Below are 17,652 nucleotides of genomic sequence, written 5' to 3' on the forward strand. Positions count from 1 at the left end.
GACATGACGAAACAAGGACATCCCGATAATGGCCCATAGCACCCGCTCCATGGGCATGCGCCGTCGGCGCAAGGAGACGGAGCCCGTCTCGGCCAAGCAAGCCTGCACCAGTTCAGGTGACAGCAGGTCAGACAGGGACTCAAACTTTCCGGGAGGACAGGCGTGAATGAAGTCGAGAGCTTGGTCGATACGCATAAAAAAATCCGAAACCCAACAAGGAGTTTCGGATTCTTACACAGCCTGAGGATCGGTCAATGGATCCTTAACTGATCGGCATTACGCCCCTGGGCGCTCTTTTTTATCCTGGTCGGTGGGTCAATCGCTGGTGGGGCCCGCCGGTTTGCCAAACAGCACGGCGAGCTTTTGCCGCCATGGGAAGCCCCGGGCCTCTTGCAGCATGTCGCGCCACTCGTGGAAGGTGAGGGTGAGGGGGTTGAAGCTGTGAATTGGCTTGGTGATGCCGAAACGGCACGGCTCGCCCAAGTCTTCTTCCACGAAGGTGCCAAACAGCCGGTCCCAGATGATGAGCACGCCGGCGAAGTTGCGATCGATGTATCTGGCATTGCTGGCGTGGTGCACCCTGTGGTGGGACGGGGTGTTGAAGATCCATTCAAGTTTGCCCAGCTTGCCCACCACCTGGGTGTGGACGAAGAACTGAAAACCCAGGCTCAAGAGCACGGTGGCCACCACCGCCTCGGGGGGGAAGCCGATGAGGATCATGGGGATCCAGAACAGCCACATGCCGGAGACCGGGTACATCAGGCTCTGGCGAAAGGCGGTGGAGAGGTTGAGCCGCTCCGAGCTGTGGTGCACCACGTGGGAGGCCCAGAGCCAGCGCACATGGTGGCTCGCGAAGTGGAACAGCCAGTAGCTGAGATCCTGCAACAGAAAGAGCAGCAAGAGGCTCCAGAGGTTCAGCTCGATATCGAATAATCGCCAGCCCCAGAGGGTGTCATAGAGATAGGCGATGGCAATGGCGGCCAGGGCATCGCCCCCCTGATGCATCAGTGCTAGGGTGGCATTGGCGAAGAGATCCTTCCACTGGTAGCCCGCCGTGGGATAGGCGGCGCCGTGTTTTCGCAGGTAGAGCATCTCCCAGCCGATGAAAACCAGAAAGAGGGGCGAGAGGTAGAGCAGGAGCAGTTGCACATCCATGTGAGCCATCCGGTTGGACCAGTTGGATGTCAGCATACCGGATGAATTTAAAATTTCATTAACATCCTTGCTCGTTGGCGTGGTGACAACCCGATGGCAAAAGGCTGCGGCAAGCAATGCGCCAGGGAGATGATCTGGGGGGAAGGCAAGCATAGAAGAGGGAGCCATGGGCTCCCTCTTCGTGTTGGTGCATCGCGGGTTATAGCACCTGGCTCAGGAACTGGCGCAGGCGCGGGGAGGGTGGATTGTCGAAGAAGTCGGCGGGTTTCTCGTCCACCAGCAGCTCGCCGCTCTCCATGAAGAGCACCCTGTCCGCCACTTCCCGGGCAAAGCCCATCTCGTGAGTCACCACCACCATGGTCATCCCTTCGCGGGCCAACCCCTTCATGACGTCCAGCACCTCTCCCACCATTTCGGGGTCGAGGGCGCTGGTGGGCTCGTCAAACAGCATGATGCGCGGCTGCATGGCGAGCGCCCGGGCGATGGCCACCCGCTGCTGCTGGCCGCCGGAGAGCTGGGAGGGGTAGCTCTGGGCCTTGTTGGAGAGACCGACCTTGAGCAGCAGGGCCTTGGCTCGCTCCTCTGCCTCCTGGCGAGAGAGCCCTCTCACCTTCTGAGGGGCCAGGGTGATGTTGTCCAGCACCGTCAGGTGAGGGAAGAGGTTGAAGGACTGGAACACCATGCCCACCTCTTCCCGCAGCTTGTTGACATCCCCGGGTTCGGTGAGGCTGATGCCGTCGACCACGATATTGCCATCGTTGATGGTCTCCAGCTGGTTGAGGGTGCGCAGGAAGGTGGACTTGCCCGAGCCGCTCGGCCCCACGATCACCACCACTTCCCCTTCGGCCACCTGGGTGCTGACGTTTTTCAGGGCGTGCACCTCAGTGCCGTAGAACTTCTCTACACCGGTCGCCTTGATGATGGGATCAGTTGCAGCGCGCATAGTTCACCTCCAGACGACGCACCGGGAAGGGACAGGGAGTGCCGGTGATGGCAGAACGTTTCGACACCGATGGCGCCTTGATAACGGGATCAGTTGCTGCGCGCATATTTCACCTCCAGACGACGCACCAGGAAGGAGAGAGTGCCGGTCAGCACCAGATAGAGCAGGGCCACGGTGAACCACACCTCGAACGGGCTGAAGGTGGAGCTGACCACTTCGCGCCCCGCCTTGGTGAGATCGGTGATGGAGATGACGGAGACCAGAGAGGAGTCCTTGATGAGGTTGATGAACTGACCCGCGAGCGGTGGCAGCACCCGTTTGAAGGCCTGGGGCAGGATGACGTAGCGCATGGTCTGGGCCGAGGTCATGCCAAGGCTTCTGCCCGCTTCCATCTGCCCCTTGTGAATGGAGCTGATGCCGGCGCGCACGATCTCCGCCACGTAGGCGCCGGTGAAGACCGCGAGCGCCGCCACACCAGCGGTGAATCGGTCGAGGTTCAGCACGGTGCCGATAAAGAAATAGACGATGAAGATCTGCACCAGCAACGGGGTGCCACGGATGAGCTCCACATAGGTCACGGCCAGGTTACGCAGGGCCGGATTGGGGGAGAGGCGGGAGAGCCCGGCCAGGGTGCCAAGCAGGATGGCGAAGATGCCTGCCACCAGGGAGAGCTTGACCGTGACCCAGACGCCCCAGGCGATGGGGCCAGCGGTCCAGCTCAGTTGCACATCCAGGGTATCGCCGAGGAAGACGGTATCCCCTTCAGCCAGCTGGGAGCCCTTGGGAGCGATGGCCTGACGGCGGCTGGGGTCGAGATCGTCTTGCAGGAAGAGCTGTCCCTTGTCCGCGACCACGGTGCCGTCAAACTCGGCATAGTGTTTCTGTTCTGCCTGATAGGCGATGTACTGGGGAATGCGTTCCCATCGCCAGGTGTAATCCACTGCCTGCACGGCCTTGTAGATGCCGAAAATGGCGGCCAGCACCAGCAGCAGGAAGATCCCGTGCCAGAGCAGCTGATTGGGCTGTTTTTCCATCTGTCTTGTGAGTTTGGGGTTGATCACTGTCACAACCTCTTTTGTCGTTATCGTGTGGGGAGTCTGCGTGAAGGGGCGGCATGCCGCCCCTTTGAGAGGTTATTTGAGCTGGTTCAGCCAGGCGGTGGATTCAAACCACTTCTTGTAGAGACGGTCGTAGCTGCCGTCGCCCTTGATCTGGCGCAGGTAGTTGTTGAACCAGTTGAGGGTGTCCTGATCCCCCTTGCGGATGGCCCAGGCCAGCGGCTCGAAGGTGAACGGCTTGTCGAGGTGCACCACGGCGCCCTGGTTCTGGGACGCGAAGATGGCGTTGTAGGGCAGGTCGTAGACGAAGGCATCCACCTTGCCGTTGATCACTTCCAGCTTGGCGTCATCCTGGGTTTCAAACTGCAGCAGGGTGGCCTTGGGGATCATGCGCTTGACCGCTTGCTCGCCGGTGGTGCCGAGTTTGACCGCGATCTTGTATTTGGGATCGTTGAGGTCCTGGAAGGATTTGATTTCGCCCGCCTTGTCCTTGCGAAGCACGATGGTCTGGCCGACGACGATGTAGGGATCGGCAAAGTTCACGCGCAGGTTGCGCTGGGGAGTGACGGTCATGCCGCCCATGATGACGTCGAACTTGTCGGTCAAGAGCGCGGGGATGATGCCGTCCCAGGCGGTGTTGACGAACTCCACCTTCACGCCCATCTCCTTGGCGACCATCTTGGCGAGATCCACGTCAAAGCCGATGTACTGGCCCTGCTTGTTGGTCATCTCGAAGGGTTGATAGCCGGCATCGAAGCCGACCCGCAGCACACCGCGCTCCAGTACGGCATCCAGGGTGGAAGTGGGCGCGGCGTTGGCCAGCCCGCACAGCAGCAGGGTAGAAAGAATGAGTTTTTTGATCATAAATGACGTCTCTGTCGTAAATGTGGTCGGCCTTGAACCTGCTCCCGTGCGACTCCATGGCACAAGAGACTGCTGCATCCGGCAGCAGGCAAGACAGGATTATTGTCTTGGTCGGGGCAAAAGCCCCATATGAGATTCTATGAATGGTTCGTTGGATGAAAAATGTACCAAAACCTGTTTGTGCCAGAAGACTCAATAAGTTATGGAGACTTTTATCCGTCGTGGTGACTCATAAAACCACATGAAAACAACATATCTATCTAATGGCGCCGGTTCAAGTGCAAAATATCCGGCGGCCGTCTCGGTGGAAAATCCGGGCACAGACAGGGCGTTGTCCGGCCCGCTTCAAGGGGAGTAGGGCGTGCGAGCTGGGCAAATATTTTTGCCCGGCCCATAGGCTCCCTCTGTGTCTTGTCATGGGCTTCCCATATACTCAGCCATCCCCATTGGAAGGTTCGGGAATGGACGCCTCAATTCTGCTCAATCTGGACGTATTTACCCTGATGTTGATGGCCCTCGGGGGCTACAGCCTGGGATTCATCACCCTCTCCATCATCTGGTGGACCCACAGGGAAATACCCGGTCTCGGGCTCTGGTGGTGGTCCAGCCTCTGTGCCCTGGCGGCGCAATCGCTCTTCTTCATGCAGGCATTTGCCCCCCATATCGCGGGGATCTGGCTGGCCAACCTGCTCATCACCTTCTGCCTCGCCCTGATGCCACTCGCCATCCAGCGCTTCTTCGGGGAGCCGCCAAACTGGCGGGCCTTCACCCTCTTCATGCTGGTCTACCTGCTGATCCTTTGCTGGAGCGTCATCTTCAACGACAAGATGGCCCCCCGGGTGCTGCTGGCCTGCCTGAGCTACATGATGGTGGGGGCGGTGATTGTCTGGCTCATCTGGCGCCATGGCTACCCTGACTATCTGCCTGCGGTGCTGGTGTTCACCGTGGTCAACATCCTGCTCTACGGTTTCAATCTGGTGCGCATGGGGGCCCTGCTCGGCGGCGAGGTGCGGGTCCTGATGGATCAGCATGCGGTCAATGTGCTCCCCTTCCTCTCCATGCTGATGGGCAACTATCTGTCGACCTTCGGGGTGCTGCTGCTCTGTACCCAGTACCGGGCCCTGGCCCTGCGTCGACAGGCCAGCCAGGATCCCCTGACCGGCCTCCTGAACCGGCGCGGCTTCATGGATCACTGCGTGACGATGGCAAGGCTGGGGGCGCTGGTGGTGCTGGATCTCGACGACTTCAGCAGATCAATGATCGCCACGGTCACGAGACCGGGGACAGGGTGCTGGAGGCGGTGGGTCGCTATCTTGCCGGCCAGCGGGATCTGGTGGCCAGCCGCTTCGGCGGGGAAGAGTTTGTGTTGCTGTTGCCCGAGCGGGACCCCCTGGCCCAGCAGGCGCGCTGCGAGCAGATCCGCCAGGGGATAGAAACGCTGGGGCTGAAGGGGGTCCGGGTGACGGCCAGCCTGGGGTGGGCGCCCAGCGCCCGCGAATGGCACTTTGACACCCTGTTCAGCCAGGCAGATCGCGCTCTCTATCAGGCCAAGCGGGAGGGCAAGAACCGGATCTGTCAGGGGGCCTGATCCCCCGTCAGGTCATGCCCGGCCGGTGGCCCTTAGCTCCGACCGGACAAAGGCATACCGAGTCAGCCACCTGGTCGCATCAGATCTGAATGGCAGCCTGGCAGCCTGTCAGCGGTGCAGCTCCCCCGCGCGTTCCGGCTGATAGACCACTTCCAGGATCTCCACCTGGATGGTGCGACCGGCCGGCCCCGGCCAGGCGATGCTGTCACCCACCTTGAGCCCCAGCAGGGCGCTGCCCACTGGCGCCAGCACGGAGATCTTCGATTCGTCCCCCTGCACATCCTTCGGATAGACCAGTGTCAGGCAGAAGTCGTTGCCGCTGTTTTGCATCTTGAAGCGCACCGTGCTGTTCATGGTCACCACGTCCGGCGGCATGTCGGCGGGTTCGCGGATCTCGGCGCGATCCAGCTCCTCTTGCAGGGCAAGGTGCTGGGGGTGGTTGCCAAGCAGCTGTTCGATGCGATCCAGATCCAGGCTGGAGATGACGAGATGAGGCTGTTTCATAGGGTATTTCCTTATCAATGACTGAAGGGACCAGGATGACGGGCAGACTGGTCGACAAAAAACGGTGCAAGGGTAAAAAGCAGACAGCAAAAGCGATGCCCCCGAGCGACTCGCGCAGCGGGGCGAGGGCGGGGGCTCAGCGGGGTGTGAGCGTACTGGAAAAAATCATGATTGCTTTCATGGAGATACCATAACTATTCTGGGGTGGTTTGGCAATTGGGCTGACTTTCTCATCAGGGAGCCTGGTAATCGTACTGGTGCAGGATGCGCGCGAGACTGCCATCCTCCCTCATTTCCTGAATGACCCGGCGCCAGCGCAGCGCCTCGCTGCGGGAGAAGCGGGGACTGGCGGCCAGGTAGAGGGTGCTCTGCTGCAAGGTCTCGCCCCGCACCAGATCCGGGAGCGGCAGACCCGCCCGCTGCTGGTTGTAACGGGCGGTGTTCCAGGCCACCGCCCAGGCCTGGATGCGGCCGCGCGCCAGCTTGCTGGCGTTGCTGACCTCCTCGGTGACCAGCTCCTGGGTCACCCCTGTCAGCGGCTGGATCAGGCTCTGGCTATGGGAGCCACGCATCACGCCAACGGTGAGGCCAGGCAGCGTCTTCATGGAGAGCGGCGCTGGATGGTGACGGCGATGGCTGACCAGCACGAAGGCCTCCTCCAGCAGGGGGGCAATCCAGAGAAACAGTGGTTCGCGCTGGGGATTTCGGGCCGGGGGCAACAACAGGACATCCGGGCGGTGGCTGGCCTGGCTGAGGGCGCGAGCCAGCGGCATCAACTCGATCTCGAGCGGTTCCCCGAGGCGGCGGGCAGCCTCCTCCAGCACCTCGATGGCCATGCCGCTCGGCGCACCCTGCTGGGCGCGGATCACATAGGGGGGAATGTCCGCGGCCACGACGACCACGGCACGGGCCGAAAAGGCGCAGACGATCAGAGGGGAGAGCAGCAGAAGCAGAGTAACAAGGCGCATGGATGTTCGGGTCCGGGATGAGTACAGAGAGTGTAACATCCCGTTACGTCATGTCAGCCAGGCGATTGCAGCCTGGGGGGATCAGTCGAAGAAATCCCGCAGATCCAGGGTCTGGTACCCTGCCAGTTGCTGCCAGGGGAGGGTCTTTGGCAGCGGCTTGAGCGTCACCTCCATCCGGTAGCTGCGATAACCGTCGAGGCTTGCCGACTCCACCACCAGGGGCAACTGCCAGCGGCTCGACCAGAGGATGCGGGTACGCTGGCGACCTTCGCGGGTCTCATACCAGTCCGCCTGGTCGGGGGCGGCCTCATCCAGCGGTGTCATTCCCTCTAACAGGGAAGGGTTGATGAGGTGGCGGATCCGCGCCCACTCCGGTTTGAAGGCCACCTGGCCGTACTCCTCCTGCGGTACCTCCACCAGCTGGTTGTGCCAGGCATCGGCGTAGCGCAACTGGAGTGCGTCTCCCTCGCTGCGGGTGACCCAGCGTGCCGCCATCTGGTGAGTGAAGTGTTTGTGGCCGGGGCGGGCATCATGGGTGGCGTGATAGGCACGGGCCAGGGGAACGGGAATGAGCCGCTGGCTCCACACCTGGTCACCGACCCGCAGCCACTTCTCCTGCCACTGGCTCTCCCGGGTGATGCCGTCGCTGCCGGTCACCCTGTCCACGTAGCGGATGCGGGCGGCCAGATCGGGCACCTCGTCGGCCAGGAGGGGGAAGGAGAGGGCGCTGCCCAGCAGCCATAAAGAAAGCAGATATTTCATCATCGTCTCTCGCTCGACGGAAAAGGTGCCCGGCGAGGTGCCGGGCCCCTTTATCACAGGCCGAGGGCCTCCCTGAGCTTGCCGAACACCCGGGTGTTGTCGAGGGTGCCCTTGAACTGGCTGCTGCCTGCGCCGCCCGCGAACAGCATCACATCTCCGCCGCCGTGAGTCTCGGAGCCGAGCTTGACCCCGGTCTCCTGCAGGTAGTCATCCGCCATCACCTCATCGCTGGTGAGGGTGGGACGCTGGTCCTGGCGGTTGGGGCCGTTGCCGAATACCAGGGTAGTGAACGGCTTGCCGTCCGCGTCGTTCTGGGTCGAACCATCGGCGTTCTTGACCAGATCCAGCACCTTGTTGCCCTTGGCTGAATAGCCGTTGATGGTCATGGTGTGGTCGTGGTCGGCGGTGACCACGATCAGGGTATCGCTCAAATCCACTTTGCCGAGGGCCGTCTTGACCGCCTCGTCCAGCGCCACCGCATCGGTCAGGGATCGCTTGGCGTTGGTGGCATGCAGGGCGTGGTCGATACGTCCCCCCTCCACCATCAGGAAGTAGCCCTGGCTGTTCTGGCTGAGCAGATCGATCGCCTTGGCGGTCATCTCGGAGAGGGACGGCTGGGTACTGGCCGCCCCCTTGGCGACGCGGTCCAGTTCGTAGTCGAGGTGGGATTTGGTGCTGAACAGCCCCAGCACCTTGCCCGAGTTGACAGCAGAGAGCTCATCCTTGGTGGTGACATAGCGGTAGCCCCGGGCGGTCAGCTCGGCGGTGAGATCCCGGCCGTCGGCCCGGCCGCCCTTGTTGCTGGCGCTGTAGGGCGTCCAGTGGTTGGCGCCGCCCCCCATCAGCACATCGACCCCATCCCCCAGCGCCTGGTTGAAGCCGGCGCCGCCCGGTACCGCCTGCTCGGCGATGGCGTAGGCCGCATCCCGGTGGCAGATATGGGAATAGGTCGCCGCCGGGGTGGCATGGGTGAGCTCCGTGGTCGTGACGGCTCCCACCGACTTGCCGGCTGCCTTGGCCAGCTCGAGAATGGTGGGCACCGGGTTTCCGTTGTCGCTGGTGCAGTTGTTGATGCCCTTGTTGCCGTTGGCATCCTTGGACGGTGCCACTGCCCTGGTGTCGCTGCTCATGGCGATCACCTCGTTGTTCATCTTGACGCCGGTGGTGTAGGCCGCCATGGAGGGGGCGGAGTCCGTGGTCTGGGCATCGTGGGAGAAGGTCTTGATGCGCGCGCTCTGGGGCAGTTTCATCATCTCGAGATCCCCCTCTTCCCCCACCTTGAACAGGCGGGTGGCGGTGAGCACGGTGGGGCCCATGCCGTCACCGATAAAGAGGATGACGTTCTTGGCATCGGCGGCGTGCGCCTGGGAGAGGCCGCCAAGCGTGCCGAGCAGGGCGGTGCAGACCAGCGTCTTTTTCATGGTGATGTTCATCCTGATAATCCCTTACAGCTTGGCCGCAGCCTTGATCTTGCCGAACACGGCGGTGTTGTCGAGAGAGCCGTGGAAGCGCTCCGCTCCCTGGCCGATGGCGCCGAGGAAGACATCGGTACCGCCGTGGGTCTCGTTGCCTATCTCGCCCACCTTGACCACCACCTCCTGGTGATAGTCGTCGGCGGAGACGGTGGCGTCGTCGAGGGCCGCCACGCTGCTGCGCGGGCCGTCCACCCGGTTGTAGCCGTTGCCAAAGCCGATGATGGTGTAGGGCATGCCATCGCTATCCTTGCTCGGCTCGCCGGTCTCGTAGTTCTTCACCAGCCCGAGCACGCCCGCATTGCCTGCCGTGGTCTTGCCGGTGCGCTTGGCGTACCCGTTGAGCACCAGGGTGTGGTCATGGTCGGCGGTGACCACGATCAGGGTGTTTTTCAGCTCGGGATCGGTTTTCTTCACTTCATTGATGGCGGCCTGGATGGCGTTGTCGAAGGCGAGGGTATCCTGCAGGGCGCGTTTGGCGTTGGTGTCGTGCAGGGCGTGGTCGATGCGCCCCCCTTCCACCATCAGGAAGTAGCCCTTCTCTTTGCCCTTGAGCTGCTTGATGGCAGCCAGGGTCATCTGGGCCAGTGACGGCTCGCTGGCGGGTCGGTCCAGGTCATATTTCATGTGGCTTGAGCCAAACAGGCCCAGCAGCGGCTTGCTCGCATCGGCCTGGTTCAGCTCGTCCAGGGTGGCGGCAAACTGATAGCCCTTCGCCTTCATCTCGTCGATGAGGTTGCGACCATCGGTCCGCTTGCCCTTGTCGGCGCTGGGCAGGAAGAAGCCGCTGCCGCCCCCGAGCACCACGTCCAGCCCCTCCTTCAGGGCGCTGTTGTAACCGCTGCCCCCCGGCACCATCTGGACGGCGATATCAGCCTCCAGGTCCCGGTTGCAGATATGGGCATAGGTGGCGGCCGGGGTGGCGTGGGTTACCCGGGTGGTGGTGACCACGCCGGTGCCACGGCCATCGGCCTTGGCCAGCTCCAGCAGGGTGGTCACTGCTTTGCCGCCGCTCTGGCTGCAATCGCTCTCCTGGGTGGCGTCGCTGTCCATGCTGATGACGCCGTTGTTGCTCTTGACCCCGGTCATGTAGGCCGCCATGGAGGGGGCCGAGTCGGTCACTTGAGCATCGTGGGAGAAGGTCTTGATGAAGGCCGTTTCCGGCAGGGTGTCGATGGTGAGGCTGCCCTCTTCGCCGACGCCATAGATCCGGGAGGCGGTGAGGGTGTTGAGACCCATGCCGTCGCCGAGGAAGAAGATCACGTTCTTGGCGCTGGTTTCCGGGGTGTTGCTGTCGTTGTTGGAGTTGCAGCCGGCGGCCAGGGCGGCGCCTATCATCACTGCAAGTCCTGCCATCTTTCTCATTGGGGTTCGCTCCTTGTGAAACCTGAGCGCAGCCTAGAGGGGGCAGATGACACTTTTAGTGAAGAGAGATGACAATGCGGTGAAAGTGCCTTGTAAATGTTATCTTATATCAATGGGTTATGTTGATTGTGTTCTGCCACTCACCTCCCGGTGGCGTGGCGGGCATCCGGCCACCCGGGTGACAACACCCGGCCAGAATAGCCTGTCAAATCGGGGCCGCAGCAGGTAAAATGCGCCCCCTTGCGATGAGTGCCAGCGGTCTGGCGCATCACCACGCACCCGCAACCCCGAGCGCCCGCAGCCCCGAGAGGGGACCGCATGCCAATGAGAGAGTAACGGATATGTCCATCAACTGGTTCCCCGGCCACATGCACAAGGCCCGCAAAGAGATTGCAGAGGTCATGCCCCAGGTCGATGTCATCATCGAGATGCTCGACGCCCGCATCCCCTTCTCCAGCGAGAACCCCCTGGTGCCGGAGCTGCGTGGGGAGACGCCGGTGATCAAGGTGCTCAACAAGGCAGACCTTGCCGACCCCGAGATCACCGCGCTGTGGGTGGCCCACATGGAGCAGGAGAAGGGGATCAAGGCACTGCCCCTGACCCAGCAGGAGCCGGAGAAAATCAAGCAGTTGCTGACCCTGTGCCACGAGATGCTGCCGGAGCGCAACTTCGAGCTGCGCGGGGTGCGCGCCATGATCATGGGCATCCCCAACGTGGGCAAGTCCACCCTGATCAACACCCTGGCGGGGCGGATCATCGCCAAGACCGGCAACGAGGCGGGGGTGACCAAGTCCCAGCAGCGGATCAAGCTCGACAACCACGTCATCCTGACGGACACCCCTGGCTTCCTGTGGCCCAAGCTCAACCCGCCCTCCTGCGGTTATCGACTGGCGATCACGGCGGCCATCAAGGATACCGTCTTCGATTACGCCGACATCGCCATGTTTGCCGCCGACTACTTCATCAAGGCCTATCCGGAGCGCATCAAGGCACGCTACCAGCTGAGCGAGCTGCCGGAGACCGAGATCGAGCTGCTGGATCTCATTGCCCGTCAGCGCGGCTTCATGCGCAAGGGGGGGCTTGCGGATCTGCACAAGGCCTCGGAAATCCTGGTCAATGAATTCCGGTCCGGCATGCTGGGGCGGATCTCCCTGGAGACGCCAGAGATGGTGAGCGTCGAGATAGTGGAAGCCCAGGCCGAGGCTGAGCAGAAAGCCAGGGAGAAGGCGGAGCGGGAAGAGGAGCGCCAGGCCCGGGCTCGTCGCAAGTACGCCAAGAAGCGCCAGCGCTGACCGGCGTTGTGCACGATAGGTTGTGCTTGATAACAAGAAGAGGCGGCCCTGGGTCGCCTCTTCTGGTCATGGCGCTCTGGCGTGAGGGAGGCACAGGGTCGATATTCAACCGCCCGCTTCTCCTTATCATGACCAAGGTGCCGGCCAATCAAGGGGATGAGGCTCCCGTCAGGGGAGGGCCTTGCCGCGTTGCCATCACGGTGGGCAGAAAACCTTGCGACCCAGCCTCAGTGCCGATTGACAAAGGCACTGGCGGTGGCATGATGCGCTCGCATTTTGCCTCTCCCCACGGTTCTATCCATGACCACATACTCCCGCCCGGTGCTGCTCCTGCTCTGTGGCCTGCTGTTGCTGACCCTGGCCATCGCGGTATTGAATACCCTGGTGCCGCTCTGGCTCGCCCATGAGCATCTGCCCACCTGGCAGGTCGGCATGGTCGGTTCCTCCTATTTCACCGGCAACCTGCTGGGAACCCTGCTGGCGGGCAGACTCATCGCCCGCTGCGGCTTCAATCGCAGTTACTACCTGGCCAGTGCGCTCTTTGCCGCAGGCTGCGTCGGGCTCGGCATTACCGTGGCGTTCTGGAGCTGGCTCGCCTGGCGATTCATCGCCGGTGTCGGCTGCGCCATGATCTGGGTGGTGGTGGAGAGCGCGCTGATGTGCAGCGGCAACGCCCGCAATCGGGGTCGCCTGCTGGCCGCCTACATGATGGTCTATTACGTGGGCACCGTGCTTGGGCAACTGCTGGTGAGCAAAGTGCCGACGTCGCTGATGGCGGTGCTGCCCTGGGTGACCGCCCTGGTGTTGACGGCCATGCTGCCGCTCTTGTTCACCCGCATCGCCAGTCCGTCAGGCAACCACCAGGCCAGGACTCCGGTCTGGCCGATGCTGCGCCTGCGTCAGGCGCGTCTGGGGGTGAACGGCTGCATCCTCTCCGGCATCGTGCTGGGGGTGCTTTATGGTCTGATGCCGCTCTATCTGAACCACCAGGGGGTGAGCGACGGGGCCATCGGCTACTGGATGGCGGTGATGGTGAGCGCCGGCATCCTGGGGCAATGGCCGGTGGGGCGTCTGGCGGATCGTTTCGGGCGCCTGCCGGTGCTGCGGGTACAGGTGCTGGTGGTGATCCTGGGGGCCATGGCGATGCTCGGCAACGCGGCCATGGGACCGACGCTGTTCATTCTGGGGGCCGCGGGCTTCACGCTCTATCCGGTGGCCATGGCCTGGGCCTGCGAGAAGGTCGAGCAGCATCAACTGGTGGCCATGAACCAGGCGCTGCTGCTGAGTTACACCATTGGCAGCCTGCTCGGGCCGACCCTGACGGCGCTCCTGATGCAGCACTACTCGGATCATCTGCTGTTCATGGTGATTGCCGGGGTCTCCCTTGTCTATCTGCTGATGCTGCTGCGCAAGATGGGCGAGCACCCGACGCCAATGGCCCATGCCTGAGGGCAGACGGCGTCATCATCCCTGCGCACTGGATATAGAAGAGGCGACCCAAGGGTCGCCTTTTTTCATCATGGGCCGGGTGGTGCCGCTCAACCAAACCGGTGCCTTGCTACTTCAAAGAGCGAGAGGTGCAGCGGGATCAACTGCTGCCAGTCTCGCCGGTAACCCCCTCCCGGTACGGCGGTGATGGGCAGCCCGTGGCGAAGCGCAGAGTCAAAGACCATGGCATCGCGCTGGCGCACGCCGGAGTCGCTCAGGGAGAGGTAGCCCAGCTCGTCGTCCCGGTGCACATCCACCCCGGCCTGATAGAGGATGAAGTCGGGGGCGTAGAGGCGATGAGCCAGGGCGAGGGCCTGGTCCAGGGTCTCGAGATAGGCGTCGTCCTCCATGCCGCTTGGCAGGGGAAAGTCCAGATGAGAGGCCGGCTTGTGGCGGGGGAAGTTGTGTTCCCCGTGCAGGGAGAGAGTGATGATGTCACGGCTGCCCGTGCACAGGGCGGCGCTGCCATCTCCCTGATGGACATCGAGATCCACGATCAGTACCCGCTCGCAGAGTCCTTCGTCCAGGCAGGTTCGCGCCGCGATCACCAGATCGTTGAAGAGGCAGAAGCCGCTGCCAAACCCCCGGTGTGCGTGGTGGTAGCCACCGGAGATCTGCAGTCCGCAGCCCTGCGCAAGGGCGTGGCGGCTGGCGGCCAGGGTGGCGCCGACCGAGTGCAGGGTACGTTCTATCAGCAGGGGAGACCAGGGAAAGCCGAGCCGGCGAATGGCCCCTTCATCGAGGGTGCCGGCGAGGGCGGCCTGTACATAGGCCGCATCGTGCACCTTCTCTATCTGCTCACGGCTGGCAGGGGCGGCCTGTGCCAGCGGATAGTCGAGGGCGACGAGGCGTTCAAACAGCGCCTGGTACTTGGCCAGGGGGAAGCGGTGACGCTCGGGCAGCGTCAGGGCGGAGTAGTGGGGGTGATAGAAGATGCGCAGTGACATGAAGCATCGGCCATGAACGGGTATGAAAAAGGGGAGCCAGGCTCCCCTCGATGCAGGCGTGCGATGCGCCTTACTGCTGCTGGATCACCCAGATCTGGAAGGCTTTGCGGGTCTCCGCATCGGCCTTGTTGTACCAGCTCTGCAGCTGGGTCAGGGCTTTCGGATTGCTCATGGCCTTGCTCGGGGCCACTTCGGCCGGTGCGCTGGCGGCGGCCATCACGGCGGCGCTGGAGATGGCGACGGTCTTGGGCTGGTTGAAGGCCTTGCCCATATTGATCAGCTCCTGCTGATAGTCGCGGGTCAGCTGGAAGCCACCCACGGTCGGCATGACGAACTGCTCGCTCTCCACTACCTGACCGCTGACCTTGTCTCTGAGAACGACGTTTTGATCCTTGATAAAGAGTCTGGCTTCCTCTTCCTTACGGGGCTTCTTGAAGTCGAGGAAGAGTTGCTGGTTGTCGGCGGCGGTGAAGTTGATCACCAGGGGCTCGGCGGTGACCAGCTTGATCTCGCTGCGGCTGGAGTAGTTGCCCTCGAAGGCGACCACGACCTGGTGTTTGCCGGGCTCCAGGGAGAAGGTGCTGGTCTTGTCGAGCAGCTTGGGATTGATGGACTCACCATCGAGCAACTGCATCACGTAGGGATTCTGTATTTCCAGTTGGCTAGCGGCCAGGGCGCTACCTGCCCACAACAGACCAGCCAGGGCCGGTACCAGAACAGTCAGTTTCATTTCATCTCCTTGAACAGTCAGGCAATTGCCCACTGAAAAATAGGAGGTCATTTTTACAGGTTTGCCCCACAGCGGCAATAGCCGTTTATGGCGCCTTCCGGTGTGCGGGGTGTGGATCCCGCTGCCCCGAGTCCTGCGGGCAGCGTGCTCTTCTATCTTCCTGCCCCCTCCTGACATGAGGGTCAGGGGAGCGCATGGCGGGCGTCAGCCGTGTCACTCGATGCGTCGGGTGAAGGGGGGGAGGGCGTCCAGCAGCCCCTTGCCGTAGCGCTTGGTCAGCAGGCGCCGGTCCAGGATGGTGACCCGCCCCCGATCCGCCTCTTTTCGGATGAGGCGGCCACAGGCCTGGATGAGCTTGCGCGACGCTTCCGGCACCGTCAGTTGCAGGAAGGGGTTGCCGCCGCGCTGCTCTATCCACTCGGCGGTCGCCTCTTCCACGGGGGAGTTGGGCACCGCGAAGGGGAGCTTGGTGATCACCAGGTTGGTGAGGTAGTGGCCGGGCAGATCCAGCCCTTCCGAGAAGCTGCCGGTGCCAAAGAGGATGCTGGCCTGGCCGCCGTCGCACTTCTGTTTGTGCAAGAGGAGCAGGGCGCTGCGGGACGCTTCCCCCTGTACCAGGAGCGACATCCCCTTGGCCCGCAGCCCCACCGCCACCTCGTTCATCTGGCGATAGGAGGAGAAGAGCACCAGGCTGGCCTCCTTGCCTGCCAGCAGGCGGGGCAGGGTATCGATCAACTCCTGGGTGAAGGCGGGGGCACTGGGTTCATGGGCCATCTTGGGCAGATAGAGTTCGGCCTTGTGGTAGTCGAAGGGGGAGCGCAGCCGCAGATAGCGGGTGCCGTCATGCTCCTTGAGCCCCACCTGGTGGCGAAAATAACTGAAGGAGGAGAGGGCGGTGAGGGTCGCCGACACCAGCACGGCCCCGAGACAGCGGGACCAGAGCCACTCCTCCAGCAGATACCCCACCTCGATGGGGGAGGCGTGCAGCCAGATGTCCCCGTCCTCGCTTCTGGCCATCCAGCGGGCGAGGGGGGTCTTGCCGGTGGGAACATGGCGGCTCAGCATCTCCCAGAGGGCGCAGAAGCTCTCGAGCCGTTGCAAGTGAAAACCGCTCTCCGCCAGCAGAGGCTCGGCCTCCTTGCGACGGATGTCGCCATCCTTGAGCGCCTCGCCGATGGCCCCCTGCATTCTGTCCAGCGCCCTCAGTGCCTTCTTGCTCGCCTCCTTGAGGTTTTCCGCCAGCATGGGCAGGGGATCCGGCAGCACCCCATCGGCGAATCTGTGGTGGGGCTCGCCGCCAAAGAGGTGATCATTGCTGGCGAGCCACTGCTCGAGGGCCTTGAGATCCGGCTGGAGAGAGGCCAGGGCATCCTGCAGTTTGAGCTGGGGATCGAGCAGGCTCTCCTTGTTCAGCGTCCTGGCCAGCTTGCCCGCGCTTTGCACCAGCTTTTCCAGCCAGCGGCGGGATCCCTTGATGCTGGCGCTGGCGGCGCCGTGATCCCGGGCGATGGTGGGCAGGTGATGGGCTTCGTCCAGCACATAGATGCACTCGTCCGGCGGCGGCAATATGATGCCGCCCCCCATGGTGAGGTCGGAGAGCAGCAGGGCGTGGTTGACCACCAGCACGTCTGCTGCGTCCATGTCGTTGCGGGCCCGATGGAAGGGGCAGTGCTGATGGTGGCTCAGGGCCTTGTTGCAGGTGTGGCGGTCGGCGGCGATGCGATCCCAGCAAGGGTCTGGAATGGGTTTGGGCCAGTTGTCCCGATCCCCGTCCCACTTGCCTTCGGTGTAGGCCTGCCACAGCCCCTGGTAGCACGCTTTGTCAGCATCCGATGGCTTGTGTTTGCTCAATGCGCCGAAGTCGAGTTCGAAATTGGCCATCTCGCTGCCGTTTGCCGCCTGCTCCAGCAGGTGCTCGCAGCAGTAGCGCTGGCGCCCCTTGACCAGCATGAAACGAAACGGCAGCTCGCTGTGACGGTGATAAAAGGGGAGATCCTTGTGGATGAGCTGCTCCTGCAGGGCCACGGTGGCGGTGGAGATCACCAGCTTCTTCTGGGTCAGCCGTGCCACTGGGATGGCCCCCTGGGCATAGGAGAGGGACTTGCCGATGCCGGTGCCTGCCTCGGCCACCAGGATGCGGCGACTCCTGTCATATTCTCCCGTCAGGGTCTTGGCGATTTCGGCAACCAGGAAATTCTGCTCCTTGCGCGGCACAAAACCGGGTAAACCATCGGCAATCTGGCGATAGGTATTGCGGATGGTGGCTTTGAGGCGAGTCGATAGCATAAAGAAGGTGTGGCCGTGTCGGTGTGGATGGCAACAGGATACCCGCAACAGGCGGCCCGGGTCGAGGCAGGGGAGAAGCAGTCGGGTCAGCCCCGGCTTTGCACATATGTTATGAGGGAACAGGGGGTTGCAATAAACCACCAAAAAAGAGGGATTCAGGCAGAGAGTATCGCTGTAAACGTTTTCCCTGATGGGGCAAACATTGTGAGATTCAGCTCACAAATTTTTCC

At 62.5% G+C, this 17,652-nt stretch carries 16 protein-coding genes and 1 pseudogene; 3 read left to right on the top strand and 14 right to left on the bottom strand.

Annotated features, from left to right (window positions below; all coding sequences use genetic code 11):
- The 6 genes from AB5Y50_RS07020 to AB5Y50_RS07045 form a co-directional block, all read right to left on the bottom strand.
- A partial coding sequence (locus tag AB5Y50_RS07020) for a transposase domain-containing protein (RefSeq protein WP_368162519.1) occupies positions 1–195 on the bottom strand: 195 nt, incomplete at its 3' end.
- Between the two features lie 120 nt (positions 196–315).
- On the bottom strand, positions 316–1,155 hold the full coding sequence (locus AB5Y50_RS07025) for a sterol desaturase family protein (protein WP_368162550.1): 840 nt from the start codon (positions 1,153–1,155) through the stop codon (positions 316–318).
- A gap of 199 nt (positions 1,156–1,354) precedes the next feature.
- On the bottom strand, positions 1,355–2,098 hold the full coding sequence (locus tag AB5Y50_RS07030) for an amino acid ABC transporter ATP-binding protein (protein WP_010675257.1): 744 nt from the start codon (positions 2,096–2,098) through the stop codon (positions 1,355–1,357).
- Positions 2,082–2,204 (bottom strand): hypothetical protein, encoded by a 123-nt coding sequence (locus AB5Y50_RS07035; RefSeq protein ID WP_257692682.1) that lies wholly within the window; start codon positions 2,202–2,204, stop codon positions 2,082–2,084. Before AB5Y50_RS07035 ends, AB5Y50_RS07030 begins: the two co-directional genes overlap by 17 nt.
- Positions 2,188–3,132 (bottom strand): amino acid ABC transporter permease, encoded by a 945-nt coding sequence (locus AB5Y50_RS07040; protein WP_368162552.1) that lies wholly within the window; start codon positions 3,130–3,132, stop codon positions 2,188–2,190. The genes AB5Y50_RS07035 and AB5Y50_RS07040 overlap by 17 nt, the downstream gene beginning before the upstream one ends.
- 99 nt (positions 3,133–3,231) lie before the next feature.
- Entirely contained in the window at positions 3,232–4,020 is a 789-nt protein-coding gene (locus AB5Y50_RS07045; protein WP_010675255.1) for a transporter substrate-binding domain-containing protein, read from the bottom strand.
- A 461-nt stretch (positions 4,021–4,481) separates the two neighbouring features.
- Between AB5Y50_RS07045 and AB5Y50_RS07050 the strand changes: the two are divergent.
- Positions 4,482–5,608, top strand: a pseudogene (locus AB5Y50_RS07050) (GGDEF domain-containing protein).
- Positions 5,609–5,716: 108 nt separating this feature from the next.
- On the opposite strand, the gene rnk reads toward AB5Y50_RS07050, so the two are convergent.
- From rnk to AB5Y50_RS07075, 5 genes are all read right to left on the bottom strand, one after another.
- Complete coding sequence (gene rnk, locus AB5Y50_RS07055; protein WP_010675253.1) at positions 5,717–6,112, bottom strand: nucleoside diphosphate kinase regulator; 396 nt, start codon at positions 6,110–6,112, stop codon at positions 5,717–5,719.
- Between the two features lie 233 nt (positions 6,113–6,345).
- Complete coding sequence (locus AB5Y50_RS07060) at positions 6,346–7,080, bottom strand: ABC transporter substrate-binding protein (protein ID WP_180321339.1); 735 nt, start codon at positions 7,078–7,080, stop codon at positions 6,346–6,348.
- 81 nt (positions 7,081–7,161) lie between these two features.
- The gene (locus AB5Y50_RS07065; protein ID WP_257710044.1) at positions 7,162–7,845 is read right to left on the bottom strand and encodes a hypothetical protein; all 684 of its coding nucleotides are present in this window, start codon (positions 7,843–7,845) and stop codon (positions 7,162–7,164) included.
- A 50-nt stretch (positions 7,846–7,895) separates the two neighbouring features.
- Positions 7,896–9,263 carry an alkaline phosphatase gene (locus AB5Y50_RS07070; RefSeq protein ID WP_368162530.1) on the bottom strand — a complete coding sequence of 456 codons (1,368 nt, stop codon included), beginning with the start codon at positions 9,261–9,263 and terminating at the stop codon, positions 7,896–7,898.
- Positions 9,264–9,287: 24 nt separating this feature from the next.
- Complete coding sequence (locus AB5Y50_RS07075) at positions 9,288–10,679, bottom strand: alkaline phosphatase (protein ID WP_368162532.1); 1,392 nt, start codon at positions 10,677–10,679, stop codon at positions 9,288–9,290.
- Positions 10,680–11,020: 341 nt separating this feature from the next.
- Here AB5Y50_RS07075 and ylqF point away from each other — a divergent pair, with 341 nt between their 5' ends.
- Both ylqF and AB5Y50_RS07085 read left to right on the top strand, forming a co-directional pair.
- Positions 11,021–11,971, top strand: coding sequence for a ribosome biogenesis GTPase YlqF (gene ylqF, locus AB5Y50_RS07080; RefSeq protein ID WP_049636849.1), 951 nt, complete (start codon positions 11,021–11,023; stop codon positions 11,969–11,971).
- 300 nt (positions 11,972–12,271) lie between these two features.
- On the top strand, positions 12,272–13,420 hold the full coding sequence (locus tag AB5Y50_RS07085; RefSeq protein ID WP_041214889.1) for an MFS transporter: 1,149 nt from the start codon (positions 12,272–12,274) through the stop codon (positions 13,418–13,420).
- Between the two features lie 89 nt (positions 13,421–13,509).
- On the opposite strand, the gene AB5Y50_RS07090 is transcribed toward AB5Y50_RS07085, so the two are convergent.
- From AB5Y50_RS07090 to dinG, 3 genes are all read right to left on the bottom strand, one after another.
- Positions 13,510–14,406, bottom strand: a complete 897-nt coding sequence (locus AB5Y50_RS07090; protein ID WP_043153861.1) for a histone deacetylase — start codon at positions 14,404–14,406, stop codon at positions 13,510–13,512.
- A gap of 70 nt (positions 14,407–14,476) precedes the next feature.
- Positions 14,477–15,136: a DUF2057 domain-containing protein gene (locus AB5Y50_RS07095; protein WP_125117309.1), complete on the bottom strand. Its 660-nt coding sequence runs from the start codon at positions 15,134–15,136 to the stop codon at positions 14,477–14,479.
- Between the two features lie 213 nt (positions 15,137–15,349).
- Complete coding sequence (dinG, locus tag AB5Y50_RS07100) at positions 15,350–17,422, bottom strand: ATP-dependent DNA helicase DinG (protein WP_043153863.1); 2,073 nt, start codon at positions 17,420–17,422, stop codon at positions 15,350–15,352.
- Positions 17,423–17,652: the final 230 nt, after the last annotated feature.

It is taken from the genome of Aeromonas sp. s6 (assembly GCF_040907815.1).
GTDB classification, from domain to species: Bacteria; Pseudomonadota; Gammaproteobacteria; order Enterobacterales; family Aeromonadaceae; genus Aeromonas; species Aeromonas caviae.

What these genes read in the sequence shown, in the direction of transcription:
- AB5Y50_RS07095 (WP_125117309.1), bottom strand. Translation starts at nt 15,136, where the DNA reads ATGAAACTGACTGTTCTGGTACCGGCCCTGGCTGGTCTGTTGTGGGCA.
- AB5Y50_RS07030 (WP_010675257.1), bottom strand. Translation starts at nt 2,098, where the DNA reads ATGCGCGCTGCAACTGATCCCATCATCAAGGCGACCGGTGTAGAGAAG.
- ylqF (WP_049636849.1), top strand. Translation starts at nt 11,021, where the DNA reads ATGTCCATCAACTGGTTCCCCGGCCACATGCACAAGGCCCGCAAAGAG.
- AB5Y50_RS07040 (WP_368162552.1), bottom strand. Translation starts at nt 3,132, where the DNA reads ATGGAAAAACAGCCCAATCAGCTGCTCTGGCACGGGATCTTCCTGCTG.
- AB5Y50_RS07045 (WP_010675255.1), bottom strand. Translation starts at nt 4,020, where the DNA reads ATGATCAAAAAACTCATTCTTTCTACCCTGCTGCTGTGCGGGCTGGCC.
- AB5Y50_RS07090 (WP_043153861.1), bottom strand. Translation starts at nt 14,406, where the DNA reads ATGTCACTGCGCATCTTCTATCACCCCCACTACTCCGCCCTGACGCTG.
- dinG (WP_043153863.1), bottom strand. Translation starts at nt 17,422, where the DNA reads ATGCTATCGACTCGCCTCAAAGCCACCATCCGCAATACCTATCGCCAG.
- AB5Y50_RS07035 (WP_257692682.1), bottom strand. Translation starts at nt 2,204, where the DNA reads ATGCGCGCAGCAACTGATCCCGTTATCAAGGCGCCATCGGTGTCGAAA.
- AB5Y50_RS07085 (WP_041214889.1), top strand. Translation starts at nt 12,272, where the DNA reads ATGACCACATACTCCCGCCCGGTGCTGCTCCTGCTCTGTGGCCTGCTG.
- AB5Y50_RS07075 (WP_368162532.1), bottom strand. Translation starts at nt 10,679, where the DNA reads ATGAGAAAGATGGCAGGACTTGCAGTGATGATAGGCGCCGCCCTGGCC.
- AB5Y50_RS07025 (WP_368162550.1), bottom strand. Translation starts at nt 1,155, where the DNA reads ATGGATGTGCAACTGCTCCTGCTCTACCTCTCGCCCCTCTTTCTGGTT.
- AB5Y50_RS07070 (WP_368162530.1), bottom strand. Translation starts at nt 9,263, where the DNA reads ATGAAAAAGACGCTGGTCTGCACCGCCCTGCTCGGCACGCTTGGCGGC.
- AB5Y50_RS07065 (WP_257710044.1), bottom strand. Translation starts at nt 7,845, where the DNA reads ATGATGAAATATCTGCTTTCTTTATGGCTGCTGGGCAGCGCCCTCTCC.
- rnk (WP_010675253.1), bottom strand. Translation starts at nt 6,112, where the DNA reads ATGAAACAGCCTCATCTCGTCATCTCCAGCCTGGATCTGGATCGCATC.
- AB5Y50_RS07060 (WP_180321339.1), bottom strand. Translation starts at nt 7,080, where the DNA reads ATGCGCCTTGTTACTCTGCTTCTGCTGCTCTCCCCTCTGATCGTCTGC.